12 protein-coding genes are annotated in these 20,354 nt (G+C 72.8%); all 12 read left to right on the top strand.

Features of this window, described 5'->3' with window-relative positions; all coding sequences use genetic code 11:
- Window position 1 precedes the first annotated feature (1 nt).
- The 12 genes from ACIGEZ_RS23950 to ACIGEZ_RS23895 all read left to right on the top strand — a co-directional run bounded on the left by ACIGEZ_RS23950 (window position 2) and on the right by ACIGEZ_RS23895 (window position 20,337).
- Window positions 2-1,819: an ABC transporter ATP-binding protein gene (locus tag ACIGEZ_RS23950; RefSeq protein WP_399834308.1), complete on the top strand. Its 1,818-nt coding sequence runs from the start codon at window positions 2-4 to the stop codon at window positions 1,817-1,819.
- 345 nt (window positions 1,820-2,164) lie between these two features.
- Window positions 2,165-3,577 carry a family 2B encapsulin nanocompartment shell protein gene (locus ACIGEZ_RS23945; protein ID WP_399834305.1) on the top strand — a complete coding sequence of 471 codons (1,413 nt, stop codon included), beginning with the start codon at window positions 2,165-2,167 and terminating at the stop codon, window positions 3,575-3,577.
- Between the two features lie 155 nt (window positions 3,578-3,732).
- Window positions 3,733-5,052 (top strand): family 2 encapsulin nanocompartment cargo protein terpene cyclase, encoded by a 1,320-nt coding sequence (locus ACIGEZ_RS23940; RefSeq protein WP_399834303.1) that lies wholly within the window; start codon window positions 3,733-3,735, stop codon window positions 5,050-5,052.
- A gap of 15 nt (window positions 5,053-5,067) precedes the next feature.
- Window positions 5,068-5,958 carry a geranyl diphosphate 2-C-methyltransferase gene (locus ACIGEZ_RS23935; RefSeq protein WP_399834301.1) on the top strand — a complete coding sequence of 297 codons (891 nt, stop codon included), beginning with the start codon at window positions 5,068-5,070 and terminating at the stop codon, window positions 5,956-5,958.
- Window positions 5,959-6,110: 152 nt separating this feature from the next.
- Window positions 6,111-7,004 (top strand): hypothetical protein, encoded by an 894-nt coding sequence (locus ACIGEZ_RS23930; protein ID WP_399834299.1) that lies wholly within the window; start codon window positions 6,111-6,113, stop codon window positions 7,002-7,004.
- Window positions 7,005-7,261: 257 nt separating this feature from the next.
- Complete coding sequence (locus ACIGEZ_RS23925) at window positions 7,262-8,557, top strand: serine hydrolase domain-containing protein (protein ID WP_399834297.1); 1,296 nt, start codon at window positions 7,262-7,264, stop codon at window positions 8,555-8,557.
- A 174-nt stretch (window positions 8,558-8,731) separates the two neighbouring features.
- Window positions 8,732-9,043 carry a CU044_2847 family protein gene (locus ACIGEZ_RS23920; RefSeq protein WP_399834295.1) on the top strand — a complete coding sequence of 104 codons (312 nt, stop codon included), beginning with the start codon at window positions 8,732-8,734 and terminating at the stop codon, window positions 9,041-9,043.
- Between the two features lie 30 nt (window positions 9,044-9,073).
- Window positions 9,074-11,131, top strand: coding sequence for a trypsin-like peptidase domain-containing protein (locus ACIGEZ_RS23915; RefSeq protein WP_399834293.1), 2,058 nt, complete (start codon window positions 9,074-9,076; stop codon window positions 11,129-11,131).
- Window positions 11,131-12,147: an AAA family ATPase gene (locus ACIGEZ_RS23910; RefSeq protein ID WP_399834291.1), complete on the top strand. Its 1,017-nt coding sequence runs from the start codon at window positions 11,131-11,133 to the stop codon at window positions 12,145-12,147. The genes ACIGEZ_RS23915 and ACIGEZ_RS23910 overlap by 1 nt, the downstream gene beginning before the upstream one ends.
- Entirely contained in the window at window positions 12,144-16,775 is a 4,632-nt protein-coding gene (locus tag ACIGEZ_RS23905; protein WP_399834289.1) for an SAV_2336 N-terminal domain-related protein, read from the top strand. The genes ACIGEZ_RS23910 and ACIGEZ_RS23905 overlap by 4 nt, the downstream gene beginning before the upstream one ends.
- Window positions 16,776-17,098: 323 nt before the next feature.
- Entirely contained in the window at window positions 17,099-18,748 is a 1,650-nt protein-coding gene (locus ACIGEZ_RS23900; RefSeq protein WP_399834287.1) for an alpha/beta fold hydrolase, read from the top strand.
- Entirely contained in the window at window positions 18,745-20,337 is a 1,593-nt protein-coding gene (locus ACIGEZ_RS23895) for an alpha/beta fold hydrolase (protein ID WP_399834285.1), read from the top strand. Before ACIGEZ_RS23900 ends, ACIGEZ_RS23895 begins: the two co-directional genes overlap by 4 nt.
- Window positions 20,338-20,354: the final 17 nt, after the last annotated feature.

The raw sequence follows: 20,354 nt of genomic DNA, 5'->3' as shown, positions 1-20,354 counted from the left end.
AATGTCTGAATCAGGTGACGGAGTGCCGAGCAGGGGCTCCGTACTCCTCGCACTCCGCTGTTACGGAGGGGAGCTGGCCCGGCTGCGGTGGCTCGCCGTGCCGGCCATGCTGCTGCCCGCGCTGGGCAACATCGGAATCAACTACATCGCGCCGCTGATCGTGGCCAAGCTCGTCGGCCGGATCTCCGGTGGCGACGGCGCGGCGGCGGCCATCGGGCCGATACTCCCCTACGTCCTCGGCTTCGCCGGTGTCCTGCTGCTCGCGGAGACGCTGTGGCGCGTCGGACTGCACTGCCTGAACCGCCTCGACGCCCGCGGCATCGAGCACCTGTACGTGGTCGGCATGGACGAGCTGTTCGCCAAGGACGCCGCGTTCTTCCACGACAACTTCGCCGGATCCCTCACCAAGCGGGTGCTGAGCTTCGCGTCCCGCTTCGAGGAGTTCGTCGACACCCTGACCTTCTCGGTCATGGGCAGCTTCGTACCGCTGCTGTTCGCGTCGGTCGTGCTGTGGCAGTACGACCCGCTCCTCGTGGCCGGGCTCCTCCTGCTCATCGCGCTCACGGCGCTGTGCGTGATCCCCCTGATCCGGCGCCGGCAGGTGCTCGTCGCCCAGCGCGAGCAGGCGATCGCCCGGGTGTCGGGGCATGTCGCCGACACCCTGATGAACATGGACACGGTCCGCTCCTTCGCCGCCGAGAAGCGGGAGGCCGCCGAGCACCGCTCACGCGTCGCGGAGTCGCGCCGGCTGACCCTGCGTTCGTGGGACTACGGGAACCTGCGCATCGACACGCTGGTCGCGCCCATGTCCGTACTGACCAACGTCCTCGGCCTGGTGCTCGCGCTGTCGCTCGGCGCGGGCGAGCACGGCGTGGAGGCGGTCATCGTCGCCTTCACGTACTACGCCAGTGCGACACGGATCATGTTCGAGTTCAACCAGATCTACCGCCGCCTGGAAAGCTCGATGACCGAGGCGGCCCAGTTCACCGAACTGCTCCTCGACCCGCCGACCGTGCTCGACCCGCCGTCTCCGGAACCGCTGAGACCCGGGTCGGCCGACGTGCGCTTCGAGAAGGTGACCTTCGCCCACGCGGGCGCCAAGCCGCTCTTCGAGGGCCTCGACCTGGCCGTACCCAGCGGGGCGAAGATCGGTTTCGTCGGCCGGTCCGGCGGCGGCAAGACCACGCTCACCCGCCTGCTGCTGCGCATGACCGACATCGACGACGGCCGGATCCTGATCGGAGGGCAGGACATCAGCAGGCTGCGGCAGGCCGAACTGCGCAGCCTGATCGCTTACGTGCCGCAGGACCCGGCGATGTTCCACCGCACGCTGCGGGACAACATCGCCTTCGCCCGGCCGGACGCCGCAGACGCCGACATCCGCCGCGCGGCGGAGGCGGCGCACGTGACCGAGTTCGCCGACGCGCTCCCCGACGGCTTCGACACGATGGTGGGCGAGCGCGGTGTGAAGCTGTCCGGCGGACAGCGCCAGCGGGTCGCGCTCGCCCGGGCGATCCTCCGCGACGCACCGATCCTCCTGCTCGACGAGGCGACCAGCGCCCTGGACTCCGAGAGCGAGGTCCTCGTCCAGGACGCCCTCTGGCGCCTCATGGCGGGCCGGACCGCGCTCGTGGTGGCCCACCGCCTGAGCACGGTCGCCACCATGGACCGGCTCGTCGTCCTCGACCGGGGGCGCATCGTCGAACAGGGCACGCACCGACAACTGCTGGCCGCGGAGGGCGCCTACGCGAAGCTGTGGCAGCACCAGTCGGGCGGCTTCCTCGACGACTCGCCCGCCCGGGCCGCCGAGCTGAACTGACGCGGCACCGGTGCCTGGCCGGATCGCGCCACCGTGGCCCTGGGCGGGGCCCCGGTGGCGCGGTGCCCGTTCCCTGGGCATGTGCCTGATGGGCAGTCATATCGTGGTGTGAGTCGCCAAGACGAGGATGGCTCGAATGTGGTCGGCCATCGGGTAAACCCCCTCAGGGCAAGATCACCGCTTCGAGGTAATGCCCTCCGACTCGCCGGGCGAGCCGAGCTTACCGGGCGTTACTGTTCCTCGGGATCTGGACGGATTCCCAGATATTGGCCCGCTTTTTCCTCTTTCACCGGTTGGTGCGCAGATGTGTGCCAATGACCGCCCCTGCGAAGGAGAGCTCGCCCCATGACCGTCGACACCAGCCCGGACGCCCAGCTGGAACCGACCCAACAGTCCAGTCTGAGCACCGCGGCTGCCCGTAACCTCGCCACCACGACCAAGTCCGCACCGCAGATGCAGGAGATCACCTCCCGGTGGCTGCTGCGGATGCTCCCCTGGGTGGAGACCAAGGGTGGCGCCTATCGGGTGAACCGCCGGCTGAGCTACACCGTCGGCGACGGACGCATCGAGTTCGTGCAGGACGGTGCAAACGTCCGGGTGATTCCCCGCGAGCTCGGCGAACTCGCCCTGCTGCGGGGCTTCGAGGACGAGGAGGTGCTCACCGCGATCGCCGGCCGGTGCGTCCAGCGCGACTTCAGCGCCGGCGAGGTGCTCGTCCAGCGTGACACGCCCTCCGACCACATCCACCTGATCGCCCACGGCCGGATCAACCAGACCTCCCTGGGCAAGTACGGGGACGCCGTCGCGGTCGCCGTGCTCGCCGACGGCGACCACTTCGGCGAGAACGCCCTCCTGGACGCCGATGCCAGGTGGGACTACACCGCCACCGCCGAGACCGCAGGCACCCTGCTCACCCTCTCCCGCGCCGACTTCGCCTCCGTGCTGTCCGCGGCGCCGAGCCTCCAGACCCACATCGAGCAGTTCAGCTCGCTGCCCCAGCAGCGGCAGAACCGTCACGGCGAAGCCGAGATCGCGATGTCGGCCGGCCACGTCGGCGAGTACGAACTGCCGGGCGCCTTCGTGGACTACGAGCTCAAACCGCGCGAGTACGAGCTCTCCGTGGCCCAGACGGTCCTGCGCGTCCACACCAGGGTCGCCGACCTCTACAACGGGCCGATGAACCAGACCGAGGAGCAGCTCAGGCTCACCATCGAGGCGCTGCGCGAGCGCCAGGAGCACGAGCTGATCAACAACCGGGAGTTCGGTCTGCTCCACAACGCCGCCTTCAAGCAGCGGATCCAGACCCACTCCGGCCCGCCCACCCCGGACGACATGGACGAGCTGCTCTGCCGCCGGCGCGGCACCAAACTCTTCCTCGCCCACCCGAAGACCATCGCGGCGATCGGGCGCGAGTTCAACGCCCGCGGGCTCTACCCGGACCACGTCGACCTCGGCGGACAGTCGGTCCCGGCCTGGCGCGGCGTTCCGATCCTGCCCTGCAACAAGATCCCCATCAGCAAGGAACAGACCAGCTCGATCATCGCCATGCGCACGGGCGAGGACAACCAGGGCGTCATCGGTCTGCGCCAGACCGGCCTGCCCGAGGAGTACGAGCCGGGGCTGTCGGTGCGCTTCATGGGCATCAACGAGCAGGCGATCATGTCCTACCTGGTCACCACCTACTACTCCGCCGCCATTCTCGTGCCCGACGCGCTCGGCGTGATGGAGAACGTGCAGATCGCCCGCCGGCGCGACTGAGGCGTGTCCGGCGGACCACGTGTCCGGCGGACCAGGGCCGGACGCGCCCCAGGGGGCGACGACCCCGACGGTCACCGCAGCCCGGACCCCCTCCCGGGCCGGGCGAGCGTGCCCGGAATCCGGCACGAACCACCCACCCCAGCAAGGAGCTTCGGATGCCCGATCCCGGGCCTTCCCCTCTGCAGTCGAGCCTGCCCGGCGCCGCGGCCCACTTCGGGGCCGGAGTCCCGGCCCGGGCGGCGGACGCCCCGTCAGCCGCGTCGGTTCTGCCCGGGCCGCCGTCCCCTCCCACCCCGCCGTCCCTGCCCGGCCCGCCCTCCGCCCCACTCCTGTCGCCAGGGGCCGCGCCCACCTCCGTACCCGTGGAGCAGCCCGTACGGGCGAACCCCGGCGTGGAACGGATCCTGCTCGGGCCCACCGGGCTCGGCACGGCAGGGCTGTCCCTGGCCCGGCGCGAGCACGTGCCCGTCCCCGAGGGGACGGCGGCGGCCGCCGAGGGGAAGCCGATCCCCGGTCTCTACCACCACCCGATTCCGGAGCCCGACCCGGGCCGGGTGGACGAGGTCAGCCGCAGGATCAAGGCGTGGGCGCTCGACGAGGTCGAGCTGTATCCCGAGGAGTGGGAGGGGGAGTTCGACGGCTTCTCCGTCGGGCGCTACATGGTCGCCTGCCACCCGGACGCCCCGTCCGTCGACCACCTGATGATCGCCACGCGCCTGATGGTGGCCGAGAACGCGGTGGACGACTGCTACTGCGAGGACCACGGTGGCTCGCCCATCGGTCTCGGCGGACGGCTGCTGCTCGCGCACACCGCGCTCGACCCGCTCCACGCGCCGAAGGAGTACGCGCCGCAGTGGGCCGAGTCGCTCCACGCGGACGCCCCGCGCCGCTCCTACCGCTCCGCCATGGAGTACTTCCTCCAACTGTCCACGCCCTCCCAGGCCGACAGGTTCCGGCACGACATGGCCCGGCTGCACATGGGGTACCTCGCCGAGGCCGCCTGGGCCGAGACCGACTACGTACCCGAGGTGTGGGAGTACCTGGCGATGCGCCAGTTCAACAACTTCCGCCCCTGCCCCACCATCACCGACACCGTCGGCGGCTACGAGCTCCCGGTCGACCTGCACGCCCAGCCCGCGATGCAGCGGGTCATCGCGCTGGCGAGCAACGCGACGACGATCGTCAACGACCTGTACTCGTACACCAAGGAACTCGCCCTCCCCGGGAAGCACTTGAACCTGCCCGTGGTGCTCGCCGAACGCGAGGGCCTCTCCGAGCGGGACGCCTACCTGAAGGCCGTCGAGGTCCACAACGACCTGATGCACACCTTCGAGGCCGAGGCCGCCGAGCTGGCCGCCGCCTGCCCCGCCCCCAACGTGCTGCGCTTCCTGCGGGGCGTGGCCGTGTGGGTCGACGGCAACCACTACTGGCACCAGACCAATACCTATCGCTACAGCCTGCCCGATTTCTGGTAAGAAATGGATTTTTCGATGACGAGCACCGATTACACCACCGTCGACACCGCCGCCTCCTCCGCCTTCGTTCCCGCCCCGGCGACCCCGTACCAGGGTGACATCGCCCGCTACTGGAACGCCGAGGCCAGGCCCGTGAACCTGCGCCTCGGCGACGTCGACGGCCTGTACCACCACCACTACGGCATCGGCGACGTCGACCACGCGGCCCTCGGGGACGAGAGCGACAGCGAGTACGAGAAGAAGCTGATCGCCGAGCTGCACCGCCTGGAGTCGGCGCAGACCGAGATCCTCCTGGAGAACCTCGGCTCCGTCGGGCGCGACGACACGCTCGTGGACGCCGGCTGCGGCCGCGGCGGTTCGATGGTCATGGCCCACCAGCGGTTCGGCTGCAAGGTCGAGGGCGTGACGCTCTCGGCCAAGCAGGCCGACTTCGCCAACCGCAGGGCCCAGGAACTGGGCATCGACGACCACGTCCACGCCCGGGTCTGCAACATGCTCGACATGCCGTTCGAGACCGGGCAGGCCGCGGCCTCCTGGAACAACGAGTCGAGCATGTACGTCGACCTGCACGACCTGTTCGCCGAGCACTCCCGGGTGCTCTCGGTCGGCGGCCGCTACGTGACCATCACCGGCTGCTGGAACCCGCGTTACGGCCAGCCCTCGAAGTGGGTCTCCCAGATCAACGCGCACTTCGAGTGCAACATCCACTCCCGCCGGGAGTACCTGCGCGCGATGGCCGACAACCGCCTCGTACCCCAGGCGGTCATCGACCTGACCCCGGCGACCCTGCCGTACTGGGAGCTGCGTGCCACGTCGTCGCTGGTCACCGGGATCGAGGAGGCGTTCATCAACTCGTACAAGGACGGCTCCTTCCAGTACGTGCTGATCGCGGCCGACCGCGTCTGACGGGCGGCCGACCGACGGAGCGACCGGAGGCCGGGCCCCCGCGGTGCCGAGGGTCCGGCCTTGGGGCTGCCGCGGCGTCGCCCTGCTCCTCCTGGGCGTGGCGGTGGCGGCGGGTACCAGATTCCGGCGGTGCGGTGGGCCACAGTGGACGGGTGGACACCGAGAAGATCGCGCACGAGCTGTACGGGCTGCGGCCGGGCGATTTCGTGGCGGCCAGGGACGCGTACGTGGCCGAGGCGCGCCAGGCGAAGGACCCCGCCGCCGCGAGGGCGATCGCCGCGCTGCGCCGGCCGACCGTCGCCGCCTGGACGGCGAACCTCCTGGCCCGCGAACGACCGGAGGAGGCGGAACGTCTCCTCGCCCTCGGCGAGACCCTCCGCGAGGCGCACCGCACCCTCGCCGCGGACCGGCTCCGCGAGGCGAGCCACCGCCAGAACCAGCTGATCGCCGCCCTCGCCCGGGACGCGGCCGGACTCGCCCGGCGCGCCTGGCAGCCCGTCAGCGACGGCGTGGTGCACGAGGTCGAGCAGATCCTGCGCGCGGCGATCGCCGATCGCGAGGTCGGCGCCCAGTGGTCGGCCGGCCGGCTAGTGAAGACCCCCGACGCGACGGTCGGCTTCGAGGCGGTGGCCCCGGACACGCTGCCCGAGCGGCCGGCGGCGAGGGCGGTGCCTGCGGGGGACGACGAGAAGTCGGGGAAGGCGAGCAGGGCGGGGGAGGCGAGCAAGGCGAGCAAGGCGGGGGAGGCCGAGCGGGCCGCTGAGGCCGAACGGGCCGCTGCGAAGGCCGAGGCCGAAGCCCGTAGTCGCGAGGCCGAGCTCGCCGCGGCGGAGGAGGCGCACGAGGACGCCCAGGCGCGCGTACGGCTCGCGGCCGGGCACGTGACCGAGGTGGAGCGGCAGCTGCACGAGGCCCGCGCGGAACAGCGGCGGGCGCGGGCGGCCGAGAGCGAGGCGCGCGCCGAACTGAAGCGCGCCCGTGGCGCGGCGACGGCAGCACGCCGTGCGGCGGTTCGGGCGAGGCCGGGGGACGGCGCCCGGGCGTAGAGCGGCCGAGCTGCGGGCGCAGGGCCCGGCCGGCCACCGGTCGGCGCCGCGCTGCCAGGCCGCCTTGCGCAACGAAGCGCTCCCTGCCCCCCCGCGCCGCCTCCCACCGGCCCGCCAGACCGGAGCCAGATCGTCCGGAACCTCTGCCGCGTGTCAGGAACCGTTCCCGGAGCTCTGCACTCATGATCCATGGAGCCCCGCGGCCGACCACCGCGGTGCGCCGTGCCGATCGAGTCGAGCAAGAAACCGAGGACAACGTGCCCTTGTCGCAGCACCGTCGCCTGGCCCTGACCGCCACCCTGATCGCCGCGCTGGCCGGGGGCCTCGCGCCGCTCGGCAGCGCGTCCGCCGCCCCCGCCGCCCCCGCCGTCCCCGCCGGCCACACCGCCCCCACCAAGCCCACCACCCCCGCGCCCGACATGGCCGGTGTGGTCGCCGCGCTCGACGCCGCGATGGCCAACGGGGCGCCCGGGGCGATGGCGCGGTACTCGGGACCCGACGGGGTGAAGAGCCGGACCGTCGGGGTCCGCGACCGCGTGTCGGGTGCGCCCATGGACACGCAGGCGCGGTTCCGGATCGGCAGCGTCAGCAAGAGCTTCTCCGCCGTCGTGCTGCTCCAGCTGGTGGAGGAGGGCAAGCTGGAGCTCGACCAGCCCGTCAACCGCTACCTGCCCGGCCTGCTGCCCGACGACCGGATCACGGTCCGCCATCTGCTCACCCACCGCAGCGGGTTGGCCGACTACACGGACGCGATGTTCAACCAGACCGTCCCGGGCTTCGAAGCCGTACGGAACCGGGTGTTCAGCTACCAGGAGCTCGTCGACCTCTCCCTCGCCGAGCCCCGGACCACCGAGCCCGGCGTGTCGTACAAGTACTCGAACGCCAACTTCGTGGTCGTCGGCATGCTCATCGAGAAGCTCACCGGCCGACCGGTGAGCGACGCCTACGAGCGCCGCATCATCAAGCCGCTCGGGCTGCGCAAGACCTCGTACGTCCACCCCGACACGCGCATCAAGGGGCTGCACGTACGCGGCTATCTGCACCCGGACGAGGAAGGCGCGCCGCTCGTGGACTCCACCGAGCAGACCGTGTCCTGGGCGCAGTCCGCGGGGGCCTTCATCTCCAGCCCCGCCGACCTGAACACCTTCACCAGCGCGCTCATGCGCGGCCGGCTGCTGTCCCCGGCGATGCTGGACGCCATGACCACGGTGACGCCGACGGACACCACCAACACCCGCTTCTACGGGCTCGGTCTGCGCCGCTACGACCTGTCCTGCGGGACCCAGGTGTACGGCCACACCGGCACGGTGCAGGGCTTCTACACGTACGCCTTCTCGACCCGCGACGGCCGGCGCAGCCTGTCCGCCGTGGCGAACACCTCCAACCACGGCGCCGCCAACACCGCACTGGGCGGCACCCTCGAGGCCGCCTTCTGCGGCAAGAAGCCGGCCCCGGCCAGGTCCGCCGCACCGTCCTCGCGCGCCGCGGAAGCCCCCACGGCCCGTGACCTCACCTCCCTGCCCGCCGAGCGCGACCTGCCCGAGCGCCACTGACCCCGTCACGCTCCCCACGGGGAGGCCGGGGCCGGGCTCTCAGCCCGGCCCCGTGCGGGGGAGACCGCACCGACGGCCGCCCTCGCACGCGGGTTGTCGAGATCAGCACCCTCGGCCGGACCCTGACGCCTACGATGGGAAAGGTCGTACCGGGGAGTCGAGGGGGGAACCTCCATGTCGTCGCAGCTCGTTCAGCTGGAGATGCCGGACGGTCAGGTCCTGTGGGCCACCGTCGCCGAAGAGGACGGGCCGAGCGACTCGGGCCTCGGGGAACGGCTGACCGAGAAGCTGCACGGCTTCCAGGAGTCGCTCCAGGTGGTGGCGACGAACGTGCGCGACGCCGTCGCGTCGGCGCGGCCGGACGAGGTGAGCGTCGAGTTCGGCCTGGAGCTCGCGGTCGGCTCGGAGGGGGTCATGGCGGCCGTCGTCGGCGGCAGCGGGAAGGCGGCCTTCACGGTCACGCTGACCTGGAACGGCGCGGCGTGAGCCGCACGCGAGAGTGAGCCCCACGACGCAGTGAAGAAGTCGACCGCGCTGTCGCATCTCCAGGCGCACCTGGAGCGCTGCCGCGTCCACGTCACCGGAGCGACCAGGGGCACCGGGTTCTTCGTCGCGCCCGGACTCGTCGTCACCTGCGCCCATGTCGCCGGAGCCGAGCGGGGAGCCGTCGTGGAGGTGGTGTGCGACGGCGGCACGTACGAAGGAGTGATCCGGGCCGCCTCACCGGCCCCCAGGGGCAACCGGTCGCGGGGCGAGCTGTGGCCGTACCCGGATCTCGCGGTGGTGGAGCTGCGCGACCCGCCCGCGGGTCATCCGTGCGTCTGGCTCGACGCGATGCCCTTGCCGTCGGGGACGGAGCTCACCGCGGCGGGGTACTCGGACGTGTACGAGACCGGCGTGGCGGCCGAACGCTCGACGCCGCTGCGCGCCGGCGGCTGTCAGGTGTTCCAGGGCGGGCCGATGGTGGAGCTCAGGGACGGCGAGGTGAACCACGGACTCTCCGGCGGACCCGTGCTCAGCCACCGCTCCGGGGGCGTCTGCGCAGTGGTCAAGGCGACCCGTCGCAAGGACTCCGACCTCGGTGGCCTCGGCACCCCGGTGGCCGCGCTGCGTCTTCTCGACGCGGACGTGTACCGGGAGTTGATACGGGCGCACGACGTCTTCCACGCCGCCGACGACCGCTGGGCGCGACGGTCCGACCTGGTCACAGGCGGCGGTACCGTTCGCGGGGGCGAGGACGAGGACGAGGGGGCGACGGCGGTACTCGGTCCCGGTGAGGTGCGGCGGCTGCTGGGAGCGCTGGCCGCTCTGCCTCCGCGGGACCGGCCGGGCGCGCACACGGCCGCGTTCACCGCCGCGGCGCCCGAGGGCTGCCGGCCACGTCCGGTGCCCCCGATCGTCGACCACCGCGATGTGTTCACCGACCTGGCGGCACTGATGGAGCCGGACCCGGGAGTCCTTCCCTACGAACTCGCCTTCGTCGCCGACCGGGTGAAGGAAGCGACGCAGGGCGGCGAGCGCTGGCGGGATTGCGGCGACACGGCCCGGTGGCTGCGCTACCAGGTCCTGATCATCGCGGGCCGGCTGCTGCTCGGGGACGAGGCCGTGCAGCGGCTGGAGAGCGGCGGGCAGGGGATGGACGGCGTCGCTGCCGGGCAGGCCGGTGCCGGCGCGGGGGCGGGGGCCGAAGCCGCCGGCGGTGCGGGGGCCGGGGGAGACCGGCCCTCGGTCATCGGACGGATCCGGCACTCGATGCGGGACCGGAGGCTGTACCACGTCATGGTGTGGCGCTTCCGCTCGGCGCGTGACATCACGCCGGCCGGGCCCGAGTCCGACGCCATGCCGTTACGGCAGGCGATCGAGCACCTGGCGGGGCTGTTGCCCGAGCAGGTCGAGGCCATGGGCGGGGTGGCGGTACCCGGTCTGATCGAACTGATCCTGCCGAAGGAGGCCCTCGACGAGGGCTTTCCGCAGCTGCCGCTGCCGCCCCCGTTCGACTGGGCCTGCCTCGGCCACAAGCAGAGCGTGGTGGTACGCCCGCTGGAGCGGCACGAGCTCCCCTCCCTGCAGGCCGCGGTGGAGAGGCGCTGGGAGCAGCTCGACGGCCGGACGGTCGGCGAGGCGCTCGTCTGCGTCTGCGGCCGCGACGACCAGCACCGGGCGGCCCTGGGCGCCTCCTTCGAACTCGACCCGACGCTGGCGGCGCTGGCCCTCGCGGGGTCGCCGCGGAACGGGCCGGTCTCCGACGCGTACCGGGTGGCGGTGGCCTCCGGCGTACCCATGATGATGTGGCACCGCGACAGCGTCGCCTGCGAACGCGCCGGTGGCCCCTCCTGCCAGGTGCCCGGCCGGCGGTCCTGCCCGGGCGGGGCGTTCCTCGCCGCCGCCCGCACCCACCTGGACACCACCGCCCGTGACGAACTGCCCGAACGGGTACGCCAGTTGCGCCTGGAGGCGCAGCTGCCGCAGCACGAGGGCGGCCACATCGGAGACGACATCGTGCTGCTGTGGGACGATCCCCGGCGGCGGATCCCCCGTGTGCCACTGGCGCCGGCCGAGGAAGGAAGTCCCTGATGAGCGCGTGGCGCATCTACCGCGGTGCGAGCGAACCGCACGACGGAGTCGACCACCTCCCCCCACCGCCTCCCTGGCGGGACTTCACCCGCGCCGACGTGCGGCTCACCCCGTTCGACCGCGACCTCGGCGACGACGGCGGACGCCGCCTGCCCGCCGACGACTCCTACCGGGCCGACGAGCGCACGGTGGAGGCCGTCAACACCGCCTTGTACCTGCGCAGGCCGCTCCTCGTGACCGGTGACCCCGGGGTCGGCAAATCCACCCTCGCCTACGCCGTGGCCCGGGAGTTGAGGCTGGGCCGGGTGCTGCGCTGGCCCGTGAACAGCAAGACCGGGCTACGCGACGGGCTCTACCGGTACGACTCGCTCGGCCGGCTCGAAGAGGCGGGCGTCGCCCGGGAGCGGGGCGACACGCAGAAGGCCGTCGACCTCGGCCGCTACGTACGCCTCGGCCCGCTGGGCACCGCGCTCGCACCGTACGCGCTGCCCCGCGTCCTGCTGGTAGACGAGATCGACAAGAGCGACATCGACCTGCCCAACGACCTTCTCGACGTGTTCGAGGAAGGCGCGTTCGAGATCCCCGAACTGTCCCGCTCCGCCGACCTCCAGCCGGAGGTGCGCGTCCGGCCCGCCGACGACGGTGCCCCCGTCACCGTCGTACGGGGCACGGTCCACTGCCACACGTTCCCGTTCACCGTCCTCACCAGCAACGGCGAGCGCGAATTCCCGCCCGCCTTCCTGCGGCGCTGCGTCCGCCTGCACCTGCCGGCGGTCGACGACGACGAGCGGCTGCGCGCCATCGTCCGCGCCCACCTGCCCACCGCGGCCGAGGACGCCGACGAGGTCATCGAACGGTTCCTGCGCCACGCGGCCTCGGGCGAGCTCGCCACGGACCAACTCCTCAACGCCGTCTACCTGATGAGCCGCACTGCCCGCGACGGCGCACCCGACCTCGACCGCCTCACCGAGCTGGTCTTCCAGCACCTCAACGTGACGGTCCCGGCGGAGTCGTGATCGAGCGGCTGGCCTCGCTGCTGGGCGCCCTCGACGAGGGGGGCGGCTCATCGCCGACGGCGCGCGAGGTCGCGGAACTCCTCTGGCTCGCCCGGGCGTTGCCGCAGGCGGAGGAGCCGGTCTCGTCACCTCAGCCGGGTGCGGCCGGCCGGGCCCGGCCGGAGGGGGACCGGCCGCGCGAGGACCCTGCCGCCGAGCCGCCCGTCGAAGCGGAGGCGGCTCGCGCGCCCACCAGGCTCTACCTGCCCGGCGCCCAGGAGCCGACGGCGGACGGCGGGGCGGGCGACGGTGACGGGGGCGGGGACGGGGACGGGAGGAGCGAATCCGCAGCGACCGGGCAAGCCGCCCCCGTCCGGGTCTCCGGTCCCGCGACCTTGCCGCAGCTGCGCGAACTCGCCCGTGCCCTACGGCCGTTGAGACGCCCCATTCCCTCCACGGTGCGCACGGTGCTCGACGAGGATGCCACCGCCGGCCGGATCGCCGACCACCGCCACTGGCTGCCGGTGCTCGTTCCCACCGCCGCCCGCTGGCTGGACGTGTCCCTGGTCATCGACGCCTATGAAACGGGCGCCGTGTTCTGGGAACACGTGGGGCACGACCTGCGCGCCCTCCTGTTCCGGCTCGGAGCCTTCCGCGACGTGCGCCTGCACCACCTCCTGGCCCGCGGCGACGGCACGGCCGGCCTCGGCACCGGCCCCACGACGCCCGTACGCCTGCTGCGCTCGCCGGCCTCCGCCACGGACCCCAACGGGCGCACCCTGACCCTGGTCCTCACCGACGGTGTCGCCCCCGCCTGGCGCACGAGCGCCCTGCTGGACCCCCTGCGCACCTGGGCCAGGTGCGGCCCCACAGCGATCCTCCAGACCCTCCCCGAGCGCGTCTGGGACCAGACCGCCCTCGCCCCCGAACCCGGCCGCTTCCGCACCACCGAGTCCGGCAGCCCCAACGCCCGTCTGGTGTACGACGGTTACCGGCTGACTGCCACGCCACCACCGCCACCCGACGGATACCACCCGGCGAGGGGACCGCAGCCGCCGGGCCGTCCCGAGCCGCCGCCGGTTCCCGTGCCCGTCCTCGGCCTCACCCCCGAATGGCTCGCGCCCTGGGCGCGGGCGATCGCGGCACCGGGCTGCTTCGACAGCGCGGCGGTCCTGGTGCCGGGGGGAGGGCATCGGGCCGTGCGAGCACCCGAGACACCCGAACCCCGGGCCGGATTCGAAGAGTTCAGGGCCCGCGCGCACCCGGACGTCTTCCGTCTCGCCGCCTGTCTGGCCGCCGCGCCGCTCAACCTCGCCGTGATGCGCACCGTCCAGTCGGCCCTGCTGCCCGCGAGCCCGCCCTCGGACCTCGCCGAGATCGTCTACAGCGGCCTGCTGCACCGGGTGGGGCGGGGCGCACGCACGGACGGCCCGCTGGACCGCGCGTACGACTTCGCCCCCGGGGTCCGCGAACGACTCCTGGCCACGCTGCGCCGCGACGAGGCCGACGAGGTGCTGTCCGCGGTCTCCGCGTACGTCGACCGCCATGCCCCCGGCTTCGGCGCACGCTTCACCGCGGCCGTCGCGGCACCCGACGGCCCCCTGACGCTCCCGGTCGGCGCCCGGCACTGGGCGGAGGTGTACCGCCTGGTCAGCCGCAGGCAGGGGCGCGGGCGCGCGCCACGCCGGGAGGCGGCGCGGCCGCTGCCGAGCGGGGTGGGACCGCGGGCGGAGCCGGCGACGGAGCCTACGCCGGTACGGGACGGGCGCAGGTTCCTGATCACGATCGGGGTGTCGCGCTACGGGAGCGGCGGTGACCTGCCCGGGGTGCCGCATGACGTCCGGCTGATCAGAGACGTGTTCGAGGCCATCGGATACGAACACGTGCTGGAGGAGCTTGGCGACAGCCCGACCGCCTCGGCTATCAGAGCGGGGATCGGCACGTGGGCGGCACAGGCCGGACTCGGCTCCGACGATGCGGTCGTCGTCTACTACGCGGGGCACGGCGATCCGCGGGACGGCCGTATGAGCATGCTGGCGGCGGACTTCGACCGGCAGGACCCGGCGACCGCACTGCCGGTCGACGTGGCGTGCGCGGGGCTGCTGAGGGGAGGCCCGGGGAACCTGCTGTTCCTGATGGACGCCGTCTCCCACCGAGAGGGGCTCGACGCCCCCTTGCAGGGGGTCTTCGACGCCGTGGACGCCTCGTCGACCGCAGTCTGGGCGGTGACGATGCCGATCAGTGACGAAACCCCGGAGGGGGGCGGTTTCGCGCGGGCGTTCGGCGAGGTCCTGGACAGGCTCGAAGCCGGGCCGGGCACGCGCTTCATCGGCGTGAAGGACGTGGTCGAGAACGTGCGGAAGCGGCTTGCCGCGGGCGGGACCCATCGGGAGCTCACCCTCGCCGCCAACCGGCCCTTCGGCACCCCGGCGCCCTTCTTCCCCAACCCGTTCTACGCGCCGAGCCTCTCGCCCGGCTCGACCGCGATCACCAACAGGGCGGCCCTCGCGGCCCTCTCCGGACGGCTGCGCGCGGACGACGGGAGGATGATCCTGGTCGTCGGCTCCCGCGGTTCCGGCAAGAGCACGCTCCTGAACACCTTGTCCCTGCTGGCCCGTCCGGACTGCCCCGATCGCGACCTCCTGCCCGAGCACATACTGCCGCCGACCGATCTGCGCTATGTCGGCCTTGAGGACGTGACCGGGCTGGCCGAGGGCGCGCTGGATCCCATGGTGCTCCTGGTGGACCAGCCGGAGGACGGCGACCGGCGTCGGGCGGCCGCCGCCGCGATCAACGCATTGGCTCGACTGCCCCACGTCCGCGTCGTGGCCACGGCCGACGAGCCGCAGGGCGACCTGCCCGAGGACGTCGAGATCATCGACCTCGACAGCCCCGAATACCGTCTGCCGATGGACGCCTACGCGCGCTGCCTGGCAGCCGGCATCCACGACGAGGCCGACCGGATCGACGAGGTCGCCGCCGCGATCGAGGCGCACTCCGGGCAGTCGCACGTCATGGCCCGGCTCCTGGCCCAGCGCGTCCGGTCCGGACGGGCGTCCGGGACAGGCCCGTTCCGCGGTTTCAGCGAGGCGGAGATCGGTTCCGCGGTCAACGCCTTCGTCCGGCGTTTCGGCCCCGACGACGTGCCCACGGCGCTGCACCTGCTCCAGGGCCTTGCGTACGCGGAAGGGGATGGCGTGCCCGCTCCGGTCTGGCTCGCGATGACCGCGGCGCTGACGGGCGGGCAGTACGCCACGGAGGACATCGCGCGGCTTCGCGGACTGGCGGACGGGCTGTTGACGGAGGCCGCCGGCTATGACGCTTCGGGCGGCGGTACGACCGTGTTCCGGCTCCCGCACCCCTCCCTCGCCGCCGCGCTGCTCGACAGCGGCTCCCGTACCGAGGACCAGGCCGTGATCACCAGGGCCCTGCGCGCCCTGGTGCCGCTGCAAGGCGCGGGCCCCGGCCGTGAATGGCGCTCGGCCGCCCCGTACCTTCGCAGGCATCTCGCGGCACACGCGGCTGCGGGCGGGGTGCTGGAGGAGCTGCTCGACGACATCGACTACGTCGTGGCGGCGGTGCCCTCGGTCCTCGCTCGGGCGCTCGCCGAATCCGGGACCGAGACCGAGATCGCCCAGGTCTACCTGAGCACCCTGAGCCGGCTCGCGGGCGAGTCGATCCTCGTCCGACGGGACCTGCTCGCCTTCGCGGCGCTGCGGCAAGGCGACCGGGAACTCGCCCGTGCGCTGGCGGCGGACCGCGGGTGGCGCCCGGTGTGGGCGGCGGTCGGTGGGTCGGTGACGGCCGCCGACTCGGCCGTCTCGTACTCCCGACCGGTCCTCGTCACCGGAGACCGCGACGGGAACACCGACATCAGGATCCTGTCCGACGGGGAGAGGCTGGTACGTGCCCACGGCGACTCGCCCGTGGCCTCCGTTACCTGCGTGGTCCTCGACACGCTCCCGCACGCCGTCGTCGGCAGGGAGAACGGGCGGATCGACGTGCTGCACCTGCGCGGCGGAGCGACTCGGAGCACGTCCGTCGCCAGCCGTCCGTGGGAACTCGCCGCCGGTGTCCCCGTTGCGGGGCAGCGGCCCCATGTCGTCGTGGCGCTGGGTGGCGGGGAGTTCGTCCGCTGGCCTGTCACCTCGCACGACGCGGCGACTTCCGGGCAACACGGGTGGGACGAACCCGTGGACGTGGCATGCGCCGTGGTGGACGGCCGTGCCCTCGCCGTCGTCGCCGCGGGGCGGACACTGTTCGTGCAGGACGTGACGGACGATCAGCTCCTCCGGGAGCAGAGGCATGCGTCCCGGGTTCTCGCCGTCTCCTGCACCGCGACGGGCCTCGTGGTCGCCGGCACCGAGGACGGCAGAATCCACCTCTGGGACCTCGCCTCCGGAACGCTCCAGCGGACGCTCCGTCAGTCGTCACCCGTGACCGACATCGTCACCGGCACGCTGGGCGGCCGGCCGCACGCCGTCGCCACGCGGGCCGACGGCCTCGCCCGGGTCTGGGACCTGACCCGTCCCGACGACCCGGTGCTGTCCTTCCGGCTGCCCGAGCCCGCCGACTTCCTGTCGCTGGCCGACCGCTTCCTCACCGTCGTGATCCACGGCGACGTCCACGTGGTGGAACTGCTGCTCTAGGGGCCCCTCTCGCCGATCAGGCCGGGTTCGTGGCGCCCGTGATCCCGGTACCGACGACGGTGACCGCCAGGGGAATGCGGGGCGCGGCGGTTCCGTCCGCGCTCGACACCGTCGCCGGCCCGGGGAAGCACGGGCGCGCCCTGCCGGCGCGCAACCGGTCGCCGCCCGGCGCCTGCTCCGAGTGGAGCTCACGAGTGGTGGACGTCCTGCCACGGGCTCAGGCTGGCGTACGCGGCGCCCGCCCGGGCCGTGCGACGGCGGGCGGAGCCACCTGGAGTCGCGCCGGCCGGTGCGGCGCGGGCACGTCAGAAGGACGGAATCACATGGCGGAACAGGGCATCGGAACGGGCCGGCTGTCGGCCGTTCGTGGGAGCGGCGGGTCCGTACGGAAGCGGGCGCGACGCCGGTACACACGGCTGAGGGCGCGGGACGCGCGTACCGGTGTGGCGCTCGCCGCCGCGGGTCTGGCCTTCCTGGGCGCGGTCGCCCCGGCCGCGAGCGGTGCCGAACCACCACCCGTCGGGAAGCCCCGGCCGGATGCGCCGGCGCGGTTCGTGCCCGGTCCCTGCCCGCAGACGCCCGATCCGATCCCCGGACGGTGCGGGGTCCTGGAGGTGCCCGAGAACCGTGCCCACCGGGGAGGGCGGACCATCCGGCTGACGGTCGCGGTGATCCCGGCCGCGTCGTCGAAACCGGCCGGGGATCCGGTGGTGTTCATGGAAGGGGGCCCCGGGGGCGACCCGATCGGGGCCATCCCGTTCCTGGTCGCCTCCGGCGTGAACCGCGATCGCGACCTGATCGTCATGACCCAGCGCGGCGGGCCGTACTCGCAGCCCAGCCTCGTCTGCCCGGAGGTCGACCGGTTCCACGCGGACGCCGTGGGTCTGCGCTACGACGCGCCCTCGACCGGGCGGCTCCTGGTGCGTGCCACGAAGCAGTGCAAGGACCGTCTGACCGCCGACGGCATCGACCTGAGGGCCTACAACACCACCGAGAACGCAGCGGACTTCGCCGCCCTGCGCAAGGCGCTGGGCATCCACCGGTGGAACGTCTACGGCTACTCCTACGGCACCGACCTGGGGCTCACCTACCTGCGCCGGCACCCCCAGGGGATTCGCTCGCTGACGATCGACTCGGTCGTGCCTCCGCAGATCGTCAGCCTGCCGTGGACCTGGGACAGCGCCCGGGAGGGGATCGGCGCGATCTTCGACGCGTGCGCGGCCCAGCCGAGCTGCAAGAGCCGCTACCCGGACCTCCCGCGCACCCTGACCGAACAGGTCCGGCGGCTGGAGGCGAACCCCCTGACGGTGACGGTGGAGCCTTCCGGGGGAGGGAACCCGGTGAAGGTCGTCCTTGACGGGGGCGCGCTGGTGAACCTGCTGGTCACCGACGGCGGTGCCCTGCCGGCCGTCGACGTCCCGGCGGCGCTCGACGAACTCGCCCACGGCAATCCGGAGCGCTTCGCGCGGGCCCGCGCCGCCGGCGCGACGCCCGTCATCGGCGAGTTCGCCCAGGGGCTCACGAACTCGGTGGCCTGCGCCGAGTGGGTGCCGGGCTTCTCCCGGTCCGACCTGCTGCAGGCGGGACGCCGGGCCTTCCCCGGTTGGCCGGACACGGTGCTGGCCCATGCGCCGCAGCTTCCCTTCGAGCACGACGTGTGCCGCGTCTGGAACGTCCCGGACCGCACCCCGATCCAGCGCGTGGCCACCTACAGCACGGTGCCGACGCTGATCATCTCCGGAACCTTCGACGCCAAGACCGGGGCGAGCTGGGGGGCGTACGCGGGCCGCACGCTGCCCCGCTCGACCGCCGTGCGGATTCCCGGGATCGGCCACTTCGTGGTCCCCCAGTCGCCCTGCGCGGCAAGCGTCCTGGCTTCGTTCCTCGCGCGTCCGACCGCCCCCGACACCGGTTGCGTGGCGGGACTCGCGCCCAAACCGTTCACGATCATCCCTGACCTGGAGACCCGATGATGTCCCTCAGCCCACCCCGACACCGGCGCGCGTCGCGCCGGCTCCCGGCCACGCTGGCCGGTGCCACGGCCGGTGCCCTGGTCGTCGGCCTGGCCGCCATGCCCGCCGTGGCGGAGTCCGGCGCCGGAGCGCGGCTCGGCACGGTCGCGCGGACGGCGGGCGACGCCCGCTTCGAGCCCGGCCCCTGCCCGAGGACGGCGGACCCGATCCCCGACCTGGCGCGCGCCCGCTGCGGGACGCTCACCGTGCCCGAGAAGCGCTCCCACCGCAAGGGGCGGAAGATCACCCTGGCGGTCGCGATCATCCCCGCGGTCACCAGCAGGCCGGCACCGGACCCGGTCGTGTGGCTCGCCGGCGGACCCGGCGACGACGCGGTGTCCGAGATCCCGATGGCGGTCGCCGGCGGGCTGAACCGCGACCGCGACGTGATCTTCATGTCCCAGCGGGGGACCTACTCGGCCGATCCGGAGCTCACCTGCCGGAACGTCGACGAGTTCGTCGCGAACTCCCTCGATCTCGTCTTCGGCGCGCGGTCCACCGGTCGCCTGCACGTCGAGGAGACGCGGAAGTGCCGCGACAAGCTGGTGAGCCGCGGGGTCGACCTCAGCGCCTACAACGGCACCGAGAGTTCCGCCGACTACGACGGTCTGCGCAGGGCGCTGGGCATCAGGCAGTGGAACGTGTTCGGCATCTCCTACGGCACCGACCTGGCGCTCCAGTACATGCGCCTGCACCCGAAGGGCATCCGGTCGGTCGGCATCGACGGCGTCCTGCCGCCGTCCCTGGCCGGCGGGGCGGTGACCTGGAAGGCCGCGCGTGAAGGCTTCGACAGCATCTTCGAGACCTGCGCGCGGCAGCCCGCCTGCAACACCCGCTATCCGAACCTGAAGGCCACCTTCGAGCGCCTCGTGGTCGAGCTCGAAGCCCGACCGGTCACCACCACCGTCACGGTTCCGGGCCACCCGGAGCCGGTGAAGGTCACGCTGGACGGCGGGCTCCTGGTGAACTGGCTGACCTTCGCCAGCCATCTCGCGGCCGGAGTGCCCCGCTCCATCGACGAACTGGCCCACGGCAACCCGCAGCGGATCGCCGAGCAGTACGCGGGCGGAAAGCTCAGCCCGCAGGCCATCGGGAGGGTCTCTCACGGGCTCGTCTTCGGCGTGTTCTGCAGCGAGTGGACACCCTTCGAGAGCGAGGCCGACGTGATCCGGGCCGGACGGCGCGCGTTCCCGTCGTTCCCCCGCTCGGTGCTGGCCAACGCTCCGCTGCTCAGCTGGATGCACGCGGACTGCCGCGCCTGGGACATCCCCGCCGCACCCCGTTCCATCCGCCAGGTGACGCGCAGCGACATCCCGACGCTCGTCCTGTCCGGCGGGTTCGACTCCCAGACCGCGCCGAGCAGCGGGCCGTACGCCGCCCGTACGCTGAGCCGGTCCACGGTCGTCACGGTCCCCTACGTCGCGCATGTCGTCTTCGCCGACTCGACGTGCGCGCAGACGATCACGCGCTCGTTCTTCGACACTCCGACCGCGCCGAACACGGGTTGCCTCGCGGGTCTCCGACCGCCCACGTTCGAGATCGGACCCTAGGGCGATTCACCGCGTAC

The organism is Streptomyces sp. NPDC085481 (assembly GCF_044541845.1).
Classification (GTDB): Bacteria; Actinomycetota; Actinomycetes; order Streptomycetales; family Streptomycetaceae; genus Streptomyces.
Note: the sequence above shows the minus strand (reverse complement) of the source record. Positions and strands in the feature narration are given on the sequence as shown.

Bases quoted from the DNA above. Each gene is read 5' to 3' on its own strand.
- ACIGEZ_RS23950 (WP_399834308.1), top strand. From the start codon at position 2: ATGTCTGAATCAGGTGACGGAGTGCCGAGCAGGGGCTCCGTACTCCTC.
- ACIGEZ_RS23940 (WP_399834303.1), top strand. From the start codon at position 3,733: ATGCCCGATCCCGGGCCTTCCCCTCTGCAGTCGAGCCTGCCCGGCGCC.
- ACIGEZ_RS23920 (WP_399834295.1), top strand. From the start codon at position 8,732: ATGTCGTCGCAGCTCGTTCAGCTGGAGATGCCGGACGGTCAGGTCCTG.
- ACIGEZ_RS23910 (WP_399834291.1), top strand. From the start codon at position 11,131: ATGAGCGCGTGGCGCATCTACCGCGGTGCGAGCGAACCGCACGACGGA.
- ACIGEZ_RS23945 (WP_399834305.1), top strand. From the start codon at position 2,165: ATGACCGTCGACACCAGCCCGGACGCCCAGCTGGAACCGACCCAACAG.
- ACIGEZ_RS23895 (WP_399834285.1), top strand. From the start codon at position 18,745: ATGATGTCCCTCAGCCCACCCCGACACCGGCGCGCGTCGCGCCGGCTC.
- ACIGEZ_RS23935 (WP_399834301.1), top strand. From the start codon at position 5,068: ATGACGAGCACCGATTACACCACCGTCGACACCGCCGCCTCCTCCGCC.
- ACIGEZ_RS23900 (WP_399834287.1), top strand. From the start codon at position 17,099: ATGGCGGAACAGGGCATCGGAACGGGCCGGCTGTCGGCCGTTCGTGGG.